The organism is Thioalkalivibrio thiocyanodenitrificans ARhD 1 (genome assembly GCF_000378965.1).
Taxonomy (GTDB): Bacteria; Pseudomonadota; Gammaproteobacteria; order Ectothiorhodospirales; family Ectothiorhodospiraceae; genus Thioalkalivibrio_A; species Thioalkalivibrio_A thiocyanodenitrificans.
The window spans coordinates 781964-797517 of the sequence record NZ_KB900536.1 but is presented as its reverse complement, the minus strand read 5'-3'; the positions used below and the strand labels follow the sequence as shown (position 1 = coordinate 797517).

The 15554-nt window shown below is 64.3% G+C and carries 15 protein-coding genes; 8 read left to right on the top strand and 7 right to left on the bottom strand.

Annotated elements, in window-relative coordinates; genetic code table 11:
* Nucleotides 1–91 precede the first annotated feature (91 nt).
* On the top strand, nucleotides 92–2116 hold the full coding sequence (gene uvrB, locus THITHI_RS0103670; protein ID WP_018231726.1) for an excinuclease ABC subunit UvrB: 2025 nt from the start codon (nucleotides 92–94) through the stop codon (nucleotides 2114–2116).
* Nucleotides 2113–3372, top strand: a complete 1260-nt coding sequence (locus THITHI_RS0103665; RefSeq protein WP_018231725.1) for a L,D-transpeptidase family protein — start codon at nucleotides 2113–2115, stop codon at nucleotides 3370–3372. Before uvrB ends, THITHI_RS0103665 begins: the two co-directional genes overlap by 4 nt.
* Nucleotides 3373–3490: 118 nt before the next feature.
* Here the strand turns inward: THITHI_RS0103665 and THITHI_RS0103660 are convergent, their stop codons facing one another.
* Nucleotides 3491–3781: an Lpp/OprI family alanine-zipper lipoprotein gene (locus tag THITHI_RS0103660; protein WP_018231724.1), complete on the bottom strand. Its 291-nt coding sequence runs from the start codon at nucleotides 3779–3781 to the stop codon at nucleotides 3491–3493.
* A gap of 555 nt (nucleotides 3782–4336) precedes the next feature.
* Here THITHI_RS0103660 and nagZ point away from each other — a divergent pair.
* The 4 genes from nagZ (at nucleotide 4337) to THITHI_RS0103640 (ending at nucleotide 7418) form a co-directional block, all read left to right on the top strand.
* Nucleotides 4337–5380 carry a beta-N-acetylhexosaminidase gene (nagZ, locus tag THITHI_RS0103655; protein WP_018231723.1) on the top strand — a complete coding sequence of 348 codons (1044 nt, stop codon included), beginning with the start codon at nucleotides 4337–4339 and terminating at the stop codon, nucleotides 5378–5380.
* 203 nt (nucleotides 5381–5583) lie between these two features.
* Nucleotides 5584–5952: a DsrE/DsrF/DrsH-like family protein gene (locus THITHI_RS0103650; RefSeq protein WP_018231722.1), complete on the top strand. Its 369-nt coding sequence runs from the start codon at nucleotides 5584–5586 to the stop codon at nucleotides 5950–5952.
* A 44-nt stretch (nucleotides 5953–5996) separates the two neighbouring features.
* Nucleotides 5997–6554, top strand: a complete 558-nt coding sequence (locus THITHI_RS0103645; RefSeq protein WP_018231721.1) for a hypoxanthine-guanine phosphoribosyltransferase — start codon at nucleotides 5997–5999, stop codon at nucleotides 6552–6554.
* 117 nt (nucleotides 6555–6671) lie between these two features.
* Nucleotides 6672–7418, top strand: coding sequence for an S-methyl-5'-thioinosine phosphorylase (locus tag THITHI_RS0103640; protein WP_018231720.1), 747 nt, complete (start codon nucleotides 6672–6674; stop codon nucleotides 7416–7418).
* A gap of 76 nt (nucleotides 7419–7494) precedes the next feature.
* Here the strand turns inward: THITHI_RS0103640 and THITHI_RS0103635 are convergent, their stop codons facing one another.
* The 6 genes from THITHI_RS0103635 to THITHI_RS0103610 all read right to left on the bottom strand — a co-directional run bounded on the left by THITHI_RS0103635 (nucleotide 7495) and on the right by THITHI_RS0103610 (nucleotide 13541).
* The gene (locus THITHI_RS0103635; RefSeq protein WP_018231719.1) at nucleotides 7495–8385 is read right to left on the bottom strand and encodes an AEC family transporter; all 891 of its coding nucleotides are present in this window, start codon (nucleotides 8383–8385) and stop codon (nucleotides 7495–7497) included.
* A 58-nt stretch (nucleotides 8386–8443) separates the two neighbouring features.
* Nucleotides 8444–9196 carry a GntR family transcriptional regulator gene (locus tag THITHI_RS0103630; RefSeq protein ID WP_018231718.1) on the bottom strand — a complete coding sequence of 251 codons (753 nt, stop codon included), beginning with the start codon at nucleotides 9194–9196 and terminating at the stop codon, nucleotides 8444–8446.
* Nucleotides 9197–9322: 126 nt separating this feature from the next.
* Nucleotides 9323–10333 carry a D-cysteate sulfo-lyase gene (gene cuyA / locus THITHI_RS0103625; RefSeq protein WP_018231717.1) on the bottom strand — a complete coding sequence of 337 codons (1011 nt, stop codon included), beginning with the start codon at nucleotides 10331–10333 and terminating at the stop codon, nucleotides 9323–9325.
* Between the two features lie 42 nt (nucleotides 10334–10375).
* Nucleotides 10376–10849 carry a tripartite tricarboxylate transporter TctB family protein gene (locus THITHI_RS0103620; protein ID WP_198005565.1) on the bottom strand — a complete coding sequence of 158 codons (474 nt, stop codon included), beginning with the start codon at nucleotides 10847–10849 and terminating at the stop codon, nucleotides 10376–10378.
* 13 nt (nucleotides 10850–10862) lie between these two features.
* The gene (locus THITHI_RS0103615) at nucleotides 10863–12386 is read right to left on the bottom strand and encodes a tripartite tricarboxylate transporter permease (RefSeq protein ID WP_018231715.1); all 1524 of its coding nucleotides are present in this window, start codon (nucleotides 12384–12386) and stop codon (nucleotides 10863–10865) included.
* A gap of 195 nt (nucleotides 12387–12581) precedes the next feature.
* Nucleotides 12582–13541, bottom strand: coding sequence for a tripartite tricarboxylate transporter substrate binding protein (locus THITHI_RS0103610; protein ID WP_018231714.1), 960 nt, complete (start codon nucleotides 13539–13541; stop codon nucleotides 12582–12584).
* 544 nt (nucleotides 13542–14085) lie between these two features.
* On the opposite strand from THITHI_RS0103610, the gene THITHI_RS0103605 reads away from it, so the two are divergent.
* Both THITHI_RS0103605 and THITHI_RS0103600 read left to right on the top strand, forming a co-directional pair.
* On the top strand, nucleotides 14086–14367 hold the full coding sequence (locus THITHI_RS0103605; RefSeq protein WP_018231713.1) for a UxaA family hydrolase: 282 nt from the start codon (nucleotides 14086–14088) through the stop codon (nucleotides 14365–14367).
* Nucleotides 14368–14372: 5 nt separating this feature from the next.
* Entirely contained in the window at nucleotides 14373–15536 is a 1164-nt protein-coding gene (locus THITHI_RS0103600; protein WP_018231712.1) for a UxaA family hydrolase, read from the top strand.
* Nucleotides 15537–15554: the final 18 nt, after the last annotated feature.

Genomic DNA, 15554 nt, shown 5'->3' with positions numbered 1-15554 from the left:
GGGGCGGTTGGGAGGGCCGTGCCGGGACAATACCCGATCACGGCGCAAAACATATGAATGATACGCAAAGACGGCGGTTAAGATAAGCCCAATGACCCGGCAATTTTCCCTCAAGACGGCCTATTCGCCGGCCGGCGACCAGCCCGGGGCCATTTCCCGGCTGGTGGAAGGGCTGGACGACGGTCTGGCCCATCAGGTCCTGCTGGGGGTGACCGGCTCCGGCAAGACCTTCACCATCGCCAACGTCATCCAGCGCACGGGCCGCCCGACCATCATCCTCGCCCCCAACAAGACCCTGGCGGCCCAGCTCTACGGGGAGATGAAGGAATATTTCCCGGACAATGCGGTGGAGTATTTCGTCTCCTATTACGACTACTACCAGCCGGAGGCCTACGTGCCGTCCTCGGACACCTTCATCGAGAAGGATGCCTCCATCAATGACCATATCGAGCAGATGCGCCTGTCCGCCACCCGGGCCCTGCTGGAGCGGCGCGATGCCATCATCGTGGCCAGTGTGTCGGCCATATACGGTCTGGGCGATGTGAATGCCTATCTCGCGATGGTGCTGCACCTGAAGCGGGGTGACCGGGTGGACCAGCGCGGCATCCTGCGGCGACTGGCGGAACTGCAGTACACCCGCAACGACATGGAACTGCGCCGGGGCACCTACCGGGTGCGCGGAGAGGTGATCGACATCCATCCGGCCGAGTCCGAGCGGGAGGCGGTGCGCCTGGAACTGTTCGACGATGAACTGGAGCAGTTGTCCTATTTCGACCCGCTCACCGGGGAGGTGCTGCGCCGGGTGCCGCGGCTGACCATCTACCCCAAGACCCACTACGTCACCCCGCGGGAGACGCTCCTGGCGGCGGTGGAGCAGATCAAGGAGGAACTGCGCGGGCGCCTGGAGCAGCTGCGTGTCGCGGACAAGCTGGTGGAGGCGCAGCGCCTGGAGCAGCGCACCCTGTTCGACATCGAGATGATCCTGGAGGTGGGCTACTGCTCGGGCATCGAGAACTACTCCCGTTACCTCTCCGGACGCGAGGCGGGTCAGCCGCCGCCATGCTTCTTCGATTACCTGCCCGAGGATGCCCTGCTGGTGGTGGACGAGAGCCACGTGACGATTCCACAGCTGGGCGGCATGTACCGTGGTGACCGCTCCCGCAAGGAGACGCTGGTGGAGTACGGCTTCCGGCTGCCATCGGCCCTGGACAACCGGCCGCTGCGCTTCGAGGAGTTCGAGGATCTTTCACCCCAGACCATCTACGTGTCCGCCACGCCGGGCCCTTACGAACTGGAGCATGCGGGTCAGGTAGTGGAACAGGTAGTGCGTCCCACGGGACTGGTGGATCCGCAGGTGGAGGTGCGCCCGGCCGCAACCCAGGTGGACGACGTGCTTTCCGAGATTCATGCCCGTGTCGCGGCGGACCAGCGGGTGCTGATCACCACGCTGACCAAGCGCATGGCCGAGGATCTGACCGATTACCTGCAGGAACACGGGGTGCGGGTGCGCTACCTGCATTCGGATATCGACACCGTGGAGCGGGTGGAGATCATCCGCGACCTGCGCCTGGGCGAGTTCGACGTGCTGGTGGGCATCAACCTGTTGCGCGAGGGGCTGGACATGCCGGAGGTGTCCCTGGTGGCCATCTTCGACGCGGACAAGGAGGGTTTCCTGCGCTCCGACCGCTCGCTCATCCAGACCATCGGCCGGGCCGCGCGCAACGTGCATGGCAGTGCGATCCTCTATGCGGACAGGATCACGGGCTCCATGGCCCGTGCCATGGAGGAGACGGAACGGCGCCGGGAGAAGCAGCTCGCCTTCAATGCCGAACACGGCATTACGCCCAAGAGTATCGAGAAGCGCGTCGCCGATATCATGGAAGGGGCCTATGCCGGGGGTGCCATGGCATCGCCGCGGCGCTTCGCCCGCGTGGCCGAGGACGAGCGCGCATATGCCCTGCCGCCGGAGAAGGCCATCAAGGAGATCGCCGCGCTGGAAAGCCGAATGTTCGAGCATGCCCGCAATCTGGAGTTCGAGGAGGCCGCCCGCCTGCGGGATCGCATCGAGCACCTGCGCAAGGGCAGCCTGGGCATGCCGGAGGTGACTGCCGGATGAGGGGCAACGTCCTGGCGGGCGTATTGCTGTTACTGGTCCTGCCGTTCTGTGCCGTCGATGCCGGGGATGATGCCGCGGAACAGGCGGTGCGGGTCCTGGATCCGGATTCGGACCTGGTGGGTGAACTGTTGACGGTCCATGCCCGTTACGAGGACACGCTGATCGACATCGCGCGCGCCCATGGACTGGGGTATCAGGCGATCCGCAATGCCAACCCCGGCGTGGACCCCTGGGTTCCGGGGGAGGGGACCCCGGTGGTGCTGCCCCGTCAACATGTGCTGCCCCGGACCCGGCGTTCCGGGATCGTCATCAACCTGCCCGAGATGCGGCTCTACGATTTCACGCCGGGAGACGGCGAGCTGATGACCTACCCGGTGAGCATCGGACGCATGGACTGGTCCACGCCGGTGGGCACTCTGTCCGTGATCGAGAAGACCGAGCGGCCCGCCTGGCATCCGCCCGCGTCCGTGCGCGAAGCCTACGCGGCCCGGGGGCAGTCTCTGCCGGCCCGGGTCCCGCCGGGGCCCGACAATCCGCTGGGTGATTTCGCCATGCGCCTGAGCCGGCCCAGTTACCTGATTCACGGCACCAACTGGCCTGAAGGCATCGGCATGCGGGCCACACACGGCTGCATCCGCCTCGGGCCGGCGGACATCGAGCATCTCTTCAGCCGCATCCCGGTCGGCACGCACGTGCATATCGTGAACGAGCCCGTGAAAGCGGGCTGGTCCGGCGATACGTTGTACCTGGAGGCCCATCCGGTCCTGGAGGAACTGCAGGAACCCAACAATCTGACCCCGGCCGTGCGGGCCGTGGTGGCCGCCACGGGCTCGCGCATGGCCCGGGTGGACTGGGACGCGGTCCACCAGGTGGCCATGGCGCGCACCGGCATCCCGGAGCCGGTGGGGGTGTTCGATCAGGGGCCGGGGATCACCGAAACCGCCGGCACCCGTCCCCCGGCCCCCGAGGACAGGGGACCAACGGGCGAAGGCGAGGCGAAGCATTGGTACGTGCAGATGGGCAGTTTCAGTATGGCTGACAACGCGCAAAGGCTGGCTTCACGCCTGAAACAGGCGGGATTCACGGTGCGGTTGGACGATGAGCGGCGGGAACGGCAGACCCTGACCCGGGTGCTGGTGGGGCCCGCGAGCACTGCCGGGGAGGCGAGGGCCCTGGCGGAAGTGATCCGCGAGGCGTTGGGCGAGAACGGCCATGTGGTCAGTCTGAATGCATCGGGTGAGGCCGCTTTGCGGTAGTTTCATTCCCGGCAGTCGGAAACCCCCGAACGCATCCGTTCGTTTCCGCCCCCCACGTTCCACTGCGGGCCTGCCTGGCCCGGGCGCGCGTGTGGCTGCGCGCCGGGTTGCGCCGTCCCTACTTCGGAGTGCCGCGCTCGTACATGCGATCCATGGCCTCCCGAAGCCGTGCGGTCTCCTCCAGTGCCGCATCGGCCTTGCGGTTGGCCTCGGCAGCCAGGTCGCGGGCCTCGTTGGCGGTGCGGGTGGCCTGCTCGGCGGCCAAGCGTGCCTGACGGGCCTCGGTGCGGGCCTGGCTCGCTTCTGCGGTGGCCTCATCCGCCGTGGAGCGGGCCTGCTGAAGATCCGCGGTGGTGGCGCAACCGCCCAGCAGGGCGAGTGACAGAGCCAGCGCGGAAAGTGCGCTCAAACGTTGTATGGTTCCGGACATCATGATCTCCCCGACAATGAGTGGAATCGGCTGCAGGGGCAACCCGACGACTGATTCGGGTTGGCGCAACCGCCTGAACTGCATGGAACGGCAATGGCAGCCTGCTTTGCCGGATCCGACCATGGAACGGGTCGGTGTGTCTTTACCCGGCCGAACCCTGCCTGCACCAGGTAGGCGCAGTCCGTGGCGGGCACGCGCTCCTTTGGTGCAACATCACACCAAGTATATTCCACAACACAATGATTACAAATATAAATGCATATGGCATGCACTGTGCTTGGTTATACGCGTGACCGACTGGACTGTGTCTCTGCATCTTGTTGGCCATGTCTCAAAACTCCTCCTGCTTTGGGGTGCCTCGTGCACCCCTTTTTTTCGATTGCAAGGGGCGAAGAACGGGTCGGCCCGGATGACGGGGGCCAGTGCCGCGGACGCATCACCCGGTGGTGTGCCGATCCTGGCCGCGTCGGCGGACCGTGGATCGGGCGCTTTCGGTACAATGGCAAACTCGTTCAAGCACGCAAGGTCGAAACGATGTCTCTGGGCCCGGTCATGCTCGATCTGCAGGGCGTTTCGCTGTCCCGGACGGAAGCGCGCCTGCTGGCTCATTCGCGCGCGGGCGGCGTGATCCTGTTCACCCGCAATTTCGAGTCTGTCGCGCAACTCACGGAACTCGTCCGGGAGATCCATGCCCTGCGTACGCCACGGCTTCTCGTGGCCGTGGACCACGAAGGGGGCCGGGTGCAGCGCTTCCGGGAAGGCTTCACCCGGTTGCCTGCGGCGGCGCGGCTGGGGGAATGTCATGACCGCGACCCGGCACGTGCACGGGAGCTGTCACGCATGGCCGGATGGCTGATGGCGTCTGAGTTGCGCGCGGTGGGAGTCGATTTCAGTTTCGCCCCGGTCCTGGATCTGTCCCACGGCCTGAGCGGGGTTATCGGAGACCGGGCGTTTCATCGGGACGCCGAGGTGGTGGCCGATCTGGCCCGTCATTTCATGAGTGGCATGGGGCACGCTGGCATGGCAGCGGTGGGGAAGCATTTTCCCGGCCACGGCGGGGTACGCGAGGACTCCCACCTGGCGCTGCCGGTGGACCGGCGCGATCCGGCGGACCTGGACGGCGATATCCTGCCTTTTGAGCGCATGATTCATTACGGGCTGGCCGGGATCATGCCTGCCCACGTGATCTACGAACAATGCGATTCGCTGCCGGCTGGATTCTCCAGCCATTGGTTGCGCGGGGTGCTGCGTGAACGGCTGGGCTTCGCGGGCGTGATCTTCAGCGACGATCTGAGCATGGCCGGCGCCGAGTGCATGGGTGATTTTCCGGAGCGGGCCCGCGCCGCGCTCGGGGCGGGTTGCGACATGGTGCTTGTCTGCAATCATCCGGATGCCGCGGTGCGGGTCCTGGACGCCCTCGACGAGGAGCCGGATCCGGTCTCCATCGCGCGGCTGGTCCGCATGCACGGACGCAAGGGCATCGCCTGGGACGTGCTCGTGGAGTCCGCTGCCTGGCGCCGGGCACGGCAGGCGATGGAAAACCTTGATGACTCGCCGCTTCTGGAACTGGATGTCTAGCCCGCATATCTCCCCATCGTTCCTGGCGAGCACAGCCCGTCACGGCGAGCGGATCGGCCGGCCGCGTCGGAGTTATGATCAACGTGCCCGCCGGAGGCGAATCGCGTCTTGCGGGTACTGCCGGGCGGCTGGTCTTGGCCGTGTGGCATGCCTATAATGCGGCACTTTGTCTGAAAGCGACCCTGCTCCGGAGACATACCGTTATGGCTGACAAGCTGCTGATCGTCATGGTCAACACCGACCCCACCAACCCGTCGGAACTGGGGGCGCCATTCTTCCAGGCCACCGTGGCCGCCGCCATGGAATACGAAGTGGAGGTGATCATGACCGGGCGCGCCGGCGAACTTGCCAGGAAGGGCGTGGCGGAGAAGCTGTTCATCCAGGAAGGAAGCCCCAGATCGGTGTATGACTTCATCAAGGATGCAGCCGAAGCGGGCGTCAAGTTCAAGGTCTGTACGCCCACCCTGGACCTGTGGGGCGATGACCTGATTCCCGAGATCGATGAAACCGTCGGTGGCGCGTACGTGATCAGCGAGGCCATGGACGACAACACCGTCACTTTCACGTATTGACGGGTCAGGGTGTCATCCTCGGCCGTCGGCGGTAAGCTGGCACAATGACGATCACTGCCGAACAGGCGGCGCGGGTATGGCGCGAAGCGGACTGCCTTCACGACCGGGCATCGGTGGAACAGGCCCTGGATCGTCTGGGCCGCGAGATCACGCAAGTCCTGGGCGATCGCGACCCGCTCATCCTCTGCGTCATGAATGGCGGCCTGGTGGCCGCCGGCCACCTTCTCACCCGGCTGAACTTCCCCCTGCAGCTGGATTATCTGCATGCCACCCGCTACCGGGGAGACGTCGAGGGGGCCGCGGAACTTCATTGGCTGGTGCGTCCCCAGTTTCCGCTGGAAGGCCGTACCGTTCTGGTGATCGACGATATCCTGGACGAGGGCCGAACGCTGTCGGGCATCCTGGACTACTGCCATCAGCATGATGCCGCCGCCGTGTACAGCGCCGTGCTCGTGCTCAAGCGGCACGAGCGTCGTGATCCGCATATTCAGGCGGATTTCGTGGGCGTGGAGGTGGAGGACCGCTACGTGTTCGGTTATGGCATGGACTACAAGGAGTACCTGCGCAACGCCGCGGGCATCTATGCAGTGAACGGCATGTGAATGCATTCTTATGGGCCGGACCAGTGGCGTGCCGCAGCACGCTCAGGCCCTGCCGGCTGAACGGGCGTGGATCCGCCCGCCTGTCCGGGCCCGCCACGAACCCATGGGCAACACATCATGACTGACACCATCCTGGCCATTATCGGAGGCACGGGCCTCACCTCTCTCAAGGGGCTGGAGATATCCCGTCGGGAGGTGATGCACACCCCGTATGGAGAACCCTCGGGCCCGCTCACCCACGGCATCCTGGCCGGTCGCGAGGTGGTGTTCCTGGCGCGTCACGGCTACAGCCATACGATTCCCCCGCACCAGGTGAATTACCGGGCCAACCTCTGGGCACTCAAGCATGCCGGTGTCCATGGCGTGGTGGCGGTTGCCGCCGTCGGCGGCATCCATCCGGAGATGCGCCCCCGCCGGATTGCCTTTCCGGATCAGATCATCGATTACACCTGGTCCCGTGCGCACACCTTCTTCGACCAGGATCTCACCCACGTGACCCACGTGGACTTCACCGAGCCCTACGACGGCGTGCTGCGGCAGCGGCTCATTGGCGCCGCCCGCAAGATCGGCATCGATGCCGTGGAGCAGGGCACCTATGCCGCCACCCAGGGCCCTCGCCTGGAGACCGCTGCCGAGATCAACCGCCTGGAGCGTGACGGCTGCGACATGGTGGGCATGACCGGCATGCCCGAAGCGGTGCTGGCACGGGAAATGGAACTGCCGTATGCCACCTGCGCGGTGGTGGCCAACTGGGCAGCCGGGCGCGGCGAGGGGGAGATCACCATGGATGAGGTCCAGGAGAACATCGCCGCCGCCATGGCGAACGTGCGGCACCTGCTGGAAGCGATCATCGAGGAAGTGTGACAGCATTGTAGGAGCCCACTCCCGTGGGCGATCGCCCGAGCTTCGGCATCGCCCGCGGGAGCGGGCTCCTACAGGGCTACAACAGCGACAGCCAGAGCGACAGCGTAACGATCGCCCCCAGCATGTTCACCGCGACGATGGACGCCACCAGCGGGCCGTCGCCTCCCATGCGCACCGTGAGGATGTAGGCGGAAGATGCCGTGGGCAGGGCAGCCATGACCACCGCGGCGGCCAGATATTCCGCCTGAAGATCAAACAAGCCACCGACCCACCAGGCGATCGCAGGGACGGCCAGCAGCTTGACCGCCGTCAGGTAGACCAGGGCGCCCATCTGGTGCCCGGAGATCACGATCCGCAGTCCCGCGCCGACGGCGATCAGTCCCATCGGCAGGGCGGCCTGCCCCAGAAACTGCAGAGTCGTGTCCACCATGCCGGGGAGGGGGAGGCCCAGCCCCGCCCACACAAGCCCGCTGAACGTGGACAGGATCAGCGGGTTGCCGAGGATCTCGCGCCACAGGCGTCCCTGACCGTGATGGGCCAGCGCCCATACGGACGCCACGTTGGCGAGGGGGACCATGAAGCCGACGAGCAGACCGAAGGCGGCGATACCGTCCTGGCCGTACAAACTGCCAAGCAGTGCGAACCCGATGTAGCCGTTGAACCGAAAGCTGCACTGATAGGCGGATGCGAACGCAATGGGCGTCAGCCTGAACAGCCAGCGCGCGCCGTAACCCAGGATCATGCCCGCGACGATGAAGATCGCGCCCGTGTAGATCATCGGGGCCGCCTGGCCCAGTTCCAGCGGACGGCTTGCCAGGGCCCCGAACAACAGGGCAGGGAACAGGACGTAGTAAATGAGCCGTTCCAGATCCGACCAGAAGGGTCGGCTGAAGCCGCCGTAACGGCGCAGCAGATACCCGATCAGGACCAGGGCAAACGTCGGAATGAGGAGGGACGCCACGTTCACCGGCGGCGTCCCCGGCGGCAGTGAGTGTCAGATTCCCTGGAACAGGAATCCGGCCATCTCACCCCCGGACTTCCTGGTCGCTCTGATAGACGTGATGGGTCGTGTTCACCAGGGAACAACGGTATTCCACCGGCTGGGAGTGATAGGTATAGGCGACTCGGGTAACCTGGAGTACGGGTGCGTTCTGTGCCAGCTGCAGGAGGGGGGCCTCGGTCTCTCCGATGGCCACCGCGCGCAGCTGTTCCATGGTGCGGATGATATTAAGCCGGAAGCGTTCCTGGTAGAGCTGATAGATCGTGCCGGGCCGGTTGCTGAAGGTGTCGCGATCCAGCCCCTCGAAGACCTCGGCATCCAGATAGATGTCGTTGACTTCCACCGGCGCACCTTCGATGCGGAGCAGATTGCGCACATGAATCACCCGTGCTCCCTTCTCGATGCCCAGGCGCATGGCCACGTTCGGTTCCGCCCGGATGCGGCGGAACTGCAGAAGCTCGGGGGTGGGGAAGCGCTTGATGCCGTCTTCGCCGACCACGTGGTAGAAGTGATAGAGAAAGCGATTCTGGGTATGGGCCGCGACAAAGGTGCCGCGCCCCTGCTGACGCACCAGGATGCGTTCGGCGGTCAGTTCATCAATGGCCTTTCGCACCGTGCCGATGCTCACATCGAAACGTTCGGCCAGGCGGGATTCGCTGGGGATGGCCTCGTTGGGCTTCCATTCGCCATCGGCAAGGCTCTGGGTCAACAGGCTCTTGACCCGCTTGTACAGGGGGCCGTGTCCGATATCGGCCGCGCTGATCGTCCCATCTATCATGCGTGGATCTCCATGTCCGTGATCACCAGGGTTCAGTGGCCTTTCCGGCGGACCCGGGCAGCCTCTACAACTGAGTTATGTTACCCGAATCATCTGGATATTTGGAAACGCGGGACGGATACCTGGTCAACCCTCCGGCGATAACCCGTAGATGTCCGGATAACCGAACAAGGCAGCGCTGCCCCCGGTATGCAGGAACACCACGTTGTCGGTCTTCCTGAAGTGACCCTTGCGGACCAGATCGATCAGGCCCGCCATGCCCTTGCCGGAATAGACGGGATCAAGCAGGATCGCCTCGGTGCGGCCCAGCAGCTTGACGGCCTCCACCATGCCCTCCGTGGGCAGGGCATAGCCTTCGCCTACGTAGTCACTGTTGGCCACCACGTCCTCCCGGGCGATCACGTCACCGATGCCCAGATGCTCTGCCGTACGCCGCGCGAGTTCGAACACCGCCTTTTCCTGAACCTCCCGGGGCGCACGGACGCTGATGCCCAGTACGGGGATGCCGCTGCGCGCGCCCGACAGCCCGGTGACGAGACCGGCCTGGGTGCCCGCACTGCCGGTCGCATGGACCACGTGGTCGATGCGAAGCCCCATGGCATTGGCCTGGGTGAGCAGCTCCAGCGCGGCATTCACGTAGCCCAGGGCACCCACCGGATTGGAACCGCCGCCCGGGATGATGTAGGGCTTGTGTCCGTCCGCGCGCAGTTGGTCCGCGAGCAGGTCCATCTCGCGGGCCATGTCCGCACCGCCCGGACGGGTGGAGACACTGGCGCCCAGCAGCCTGTCCAGCAGTACATTGCCGTTGCCCAGGTAATCCGGGTCAGAGGAGCCGGTACGGTTCTCCAACAGGATGTGGCACTGCAATCCCAGCTTGGCAGAGATGGCCGCCGTCTGGCGGGCGTGGTTGGACTGGACCGCCCCTTGGGTGATCACCGTGTCGCAGCCCTGGTCCAGGGCATCGGCCATCAGGAACTCCAGTTTGCGGGTCTTGTTGCCGCCGGTGGCCAGCCCGGTGCAATCATCGCGCTTGATCCATAACCGGGGCCCTCCGAGTTCCTTCGACAGGGCCTCCATGGGCTCCAGCGGAGTCGGGAGATGCGCGAAGTGCAGACGGGGATAGCGGGACAGGTGCATGAAACGGACTCTCCTTTGAGTTAACGATTCTCCGGGCGCACCCTAGATGAGGATTCCCCGCGGGAGCGGCACATAGAGATACCTGGCAAATATGAAATAGAACGTGCCGACCAGCGCGATAACGACCCCGGCGGCCCGGAGATAGGCGATCAGGCCGATGGGGGAAGCATCGCCCTCCACTTTCTTGGCGGCCCGGGTCACATACCACCAGAAGGCGTAGAAGATCAGGACGCTGGTGACGACAAAACCCAGATACTCCATCATTGTTGCCCACACCAGCAGCAGGACGACCGAGACCGCCATGCGCACCCGGCTGCCTTCATCGAACAGCGGGGAGCGCTCCGGCTTGATAAAGGCACGGATGAGCAGGAACACGGCGCAGATCAGGATGAACACCAGGATGGCGTTGGGCCAGCGTGCACTCAACGGTGTCCAGGGCTCGCGCGCAAAGCCGAACAGGGCGGCGATGGCCAGGGCCCCGGCGCCGGCGATGAGATCGGTGTTGTAAGATTTCATGTTCGTCATGTCATCACTCGCCTTGTACCAGGATACGTTTGCGGCCACGGTAGTTCTGGACCGCGGGCCAGATCAGGGTCAGTACCGTCAGGGCGATCAGCATCCACGATAACGGATTGGTGAACAGCGCCAGTGCGGCCGCGTCCGGGCCGAAGCGGGCGGTGCCCTGAAGCATGGCCATGCCGAACCCGTCTTCGGCGATCGGCCCGAGAATGAGCCCCAGAGCGATCGGTGCAGCCTGGATGCCGAAGTAGCGCACCACGTAGGCGAACACCCCGAGTCCGATCATCATGAACACGTCCACCAGGCTGTTGCGCATCGAGTAGGCGCCCAGGATGGTCATGAACGCGATCGTCGGAACCAGGTAGCCGAGCGGTACCGAGCAGACCGCCCGGCAGATGAGCCGGCCGCCGATCACGCCCACCACCAGCAGTGCGATCGCGGATACGCCAAGGGAGAATATGAACCCGTAGGCGAGGGTGCCGGTCTCCACAAACAGGGCCGTGCCGGGCCGGATACCGTGCAGCATGAGCGCGCCCAGCATCACTGCCGCCGGCGGCGAACCGGGGACACCCAGCGTGAGCAGGGGCACGACACTGCCTGCCACGGCCGCGTTGTTGCTGGCTTCCGAGGCGATCACCCCGTCCACGTTGCCCTTGCCGAAACTCTGGGAGTCACTGGAGGCACGCTTCGCCTCGTTGTAGGCCACCAGGCCCGCCACGTTGTTGCCCGCGCCCGGGATGATGCCGATGATCAGCCCGATCACCGATGACCGGATGACGTTGAAAGGCTTTGCCAGGGTGATCCTGAAGACGTGACTGAGTTTTTCGCCGCCTCGCGAGTAATCGACGTCGACCGTACGCATGGCGGTTGCCGCGAGCCGGATGAGTTCGGGTATGGCGAAGATGCCGATCAGGGCCACCAGTAGGTTCACGCCCCCCTGCAGGGTGGACGTGCCGAACAGGAATCGCGATTCGCCGCCCAGGGGTGACACTCCGATGGTGCCGATGAGCATGCCGATAGCGCCGCCGAGGAGGCCCTTGACCAGGGAGCCCGTGGACAGCGCGCCGATCAGGCTGAGGCCCAGGACCGCCACCCAGAAATACTCCGCAGGCCCGAACCGGATGGCGATCTCGGTCAGCGGTGCTGCAAGCAGCAAAACGAAGATGACGCTGATGATGCCGCCCACCACCGATGCCACGGTGGCGGCCAGAATGGCCAGTTCCGCCTTGCCTTGTTGTGCCATGGGATATCCGTCGAGGGTCGTTGCGATGGCCCCCGGCGTTCCCGGCGTGTTGATCAGGATGGCGGTGAATGCTCCGCCATACATGGAAGATACGTAGACCGCTCCGAGCAGCACCATCGCGCTGAGCGGATCCATGGTGAATGTGAACGGCACCAGCAGCGCCAGGGCCATGGTGGCCGTGAGCCCGGGCACCGAGCCGACGAACAGGCCGACGATCGTGCCCGCGACGACCAGCAACAGGGCTTCCCAGCCGAGAACGGCCATCAAGCCGGAAATGACAGATTCGATCACGTCGGCGTCGCCTCTGAGTCTGGATAGGTATCGTACGTGTTTGCGGGACGTTGTCCCGGTACATCTCCGCCCGCTTTGAACGGTACGGGTGAGAACCATTGAGGCGGCCCGGAAGCACGGGATGCCTCCTGAAATCGTTGAACGGGGTCCCTGGGGACCCCGTTCAACGGTTCAGTTCCTACATAAAGATGGTGATTACCGGGCCATGCCCAGTTCTTCGAGCAGCGCCCCGTAATCGACCTTCAGACGCTCCACGAGCTCGGCACTTTCCTTCGGACCGTAATAGTGCATCTGGAAGCCCATCTCCTGCTTGCGCTCTGCCTGGGCGCGGTTCACCTTGTCCAGGGCCTCGGCGATGCGGTTGACGGCCTCCTCAGGCATGCCCGCGGGACCCAGGGCGCCGCGGTAGATGGCCTCGATCACGTCGTAACCCAGTTCCTTGAAGGTGGGCACGTCCGGGATGAACGGCACGCGCTCCTCGGTCGACACGGCCAGGGCACGGAACCGGTCCTTGTTCTGAACGTACATGGTGGAGTTGGTCATCAACGCACCCACGTGGCCACCTTGGAGCGCCGGGATGGTCGGGCCGGAACCCGGGAACGGAATCCAGGTCAGGCGGATGTCCGCCGCCCTCATGAGACGCACGGCGCCGAGGTGGTTGCCGCTGGCCGTACCGGTGCCGCCCACGGTGATGGAACCGGGGTTTTCCTTGGCGGCGTTGATGAAGTCCTCGAGGGTCTTGAAGGGGCTGTCTTCGCGGACCACAAGGACCTGCGGCGTGGAGTGGTAGGTGTAGATGATCTGCAGATCGTCGGTCTGGTAACCGGGATTGCGGACCATCGGCTGGGCGATGATATGCGGGATACTGAAGCAGGCGAAGGTGTAGCCGTCGGCCCGCTGCCGGCTCACGTGCGCCCAACCCACGGCGCCGCCGCCGCCTTCACGGTACTCGATGACCACGTCCTGCCCCAGTTCCTGCTTGAGGGGTTCCTGCTGCATGCGCTGGACGATGTCGCACTCACCGCCGGGGCTGAACGGGTTCACGTAGGTGACCGTGCGCTCCGGGAACGCGGCAGCGGCGGGACCGGCCGCCATACCGAGGGCGCCGGCCAGGCAGGCGCCCACCAGGGCGGATCGTTTCAATAGCTTGAACATGGTTTTCCTCCAGTTACATTCTTCTCGATGGTTTGCCAACCGTCTTTTGATTGATACCTGCGCATGCCGATTGCCAGGGCCCCGGTGAGATCCCGAAAACCAATGGATCGCGGCATGCAGGATCCTTCCTCGTTTTCCCTATGGGCTTTTTATCCCCGGTGCACGGGTTTTTGGAAGCTAGCACGAGTCATTTAACAAGTCTAGGTCATATAGTTGATATGTTTGTTTTGTCAATCCGGACCCGGTGAACCGGGCGGCCTCATGCGTGGCGGCCCGAATTGCAAGTGTAGACAGGGATCCAACGAATTACCGAGATATCTGACTGCGACCCTTCACCGGGGCCAAGAGCGGGGGAAATCCGGGGCCTGAGCACAAAATCACCTTACTCAGCTAGGTCATATAGTTGAATTATTTTTCGAGGCGTACTACGCTTGTCGGAATGCCGCCGCCGAACCGGGGCTGCACCGCCAGAAATGGCGGTGCCCGGACGGTGATTTTCATGCGGAAGGGCATCAACTGTACAACGCCAGGTACCGGAGGAAACATGATTCATTTCATCGTTCATGACCAGAACGACTCAGTGGGGGTCGTCGTGGTTGAGGGGGTCAAGGCCGGCCAGGAGGTCAATGGCTGGATCATGGACCAGGACAAGGACCTCAAGGTCAAGGTCCGTAACGACATCCCCATTGGCCATAAATTCGCGATCCGCGACTTGGCTGACGGTGACACCGTCATCAAGTACAGCACGGACATCGGGCGCATGGTGAAGCCTGCCCAGGCAGGCGAGCACGTGCATGTTCACAACCTCAAGACGAAACGGTGGTAACACACATGCTTGATCAGACAATTCTCGGTTATCGCCGTGAGAACGGCCGCGTGGGTGTCCGCAACCACGTGATCATCCTTCCCCTCGACGATCTGTCCAATGCCGCCAGTGAGGCCGTTGCGAACAACATCAAGGGCACCCTGGCGTTGCCGCATCCCTATGGCCGCCTGCAGTTCGGCAAGGATCTGGAACTTCACTTCCGCACCCTGATTGGCACCGGGCGCAACCCCAACGTGGCCGCCGTGGTGGTCATCGGCATCGAACCCGGCTGGACCCAGAAGGTGGTCGACGGCATTGCCGAGAGCGGCAAGCCGGTTGCCGGTTTCAGCATCGAACAGAATGGCGATATCAACACCATCGCCGCCGCCTCCCGCAAGGCGAAGGAGTTCGTGCAGTGGGCCAGCGAGCTGCAACGCGAGCCGTGCCCCATCAAGGAACTGTGGGTGTCCACCAAGTGCGGCGAGTCCGACACCACCTCCGGCCTGGGTGCCAACCCCTGTGTCGGCGCGGCCTTCGACCGGCTCTATGAGAACGGCAACACCCTGGTGTTCGGGGAGACCTCCGAGATCACCGGCGGCGAACACCTGGTGCGCGATCGCTGCATCAGCAAGGAGGTGGCGGATCACTTCATGGCCACCTGGAGCGCCTACAACGATTTCATCAACGAGAACAAGACCAACGACCTGTCCGACTCCCAGCCCACCAAGGGCAATATCGAGGGTGGTCTGACCACCATCGAGGAGAAGGCCCTGGGCAACATCCAGAAGATCGGCAAGAAGTGCAAGGTGCACGGGGTGCTGGAGCCCGCCGAGGAGCCCAAGGGTGACGGTCTGTTCTTCATGGACTCTTCATCCGCTGCGGCCGAGATGGTCACCCTCGTGGCCGCCGGCGGTTACGTGGTGCACTTCTTCCCCACGGGGCAGGGCAACGTGATTGGCAACCCGATCGTGCCGGTGATCAAGATCACGGCCAACCCCCGCACGGTGCGCACCATGAGCGAACACGTGGACGTGGACGTCACGGGTCTGCTGCAGAAGACCATGAACATGGACGACGCGGGTCAGGCCCTGCTCGAGTGCATGATCCGCACCGCCAATGGCCGCATGACCGCGGCCGAGGCCCTGGGTCATCGTGAGTTCGTCCTGACGCGCTTGTACCGAAGCGCGTAAGCACGCTGTACACCGGCC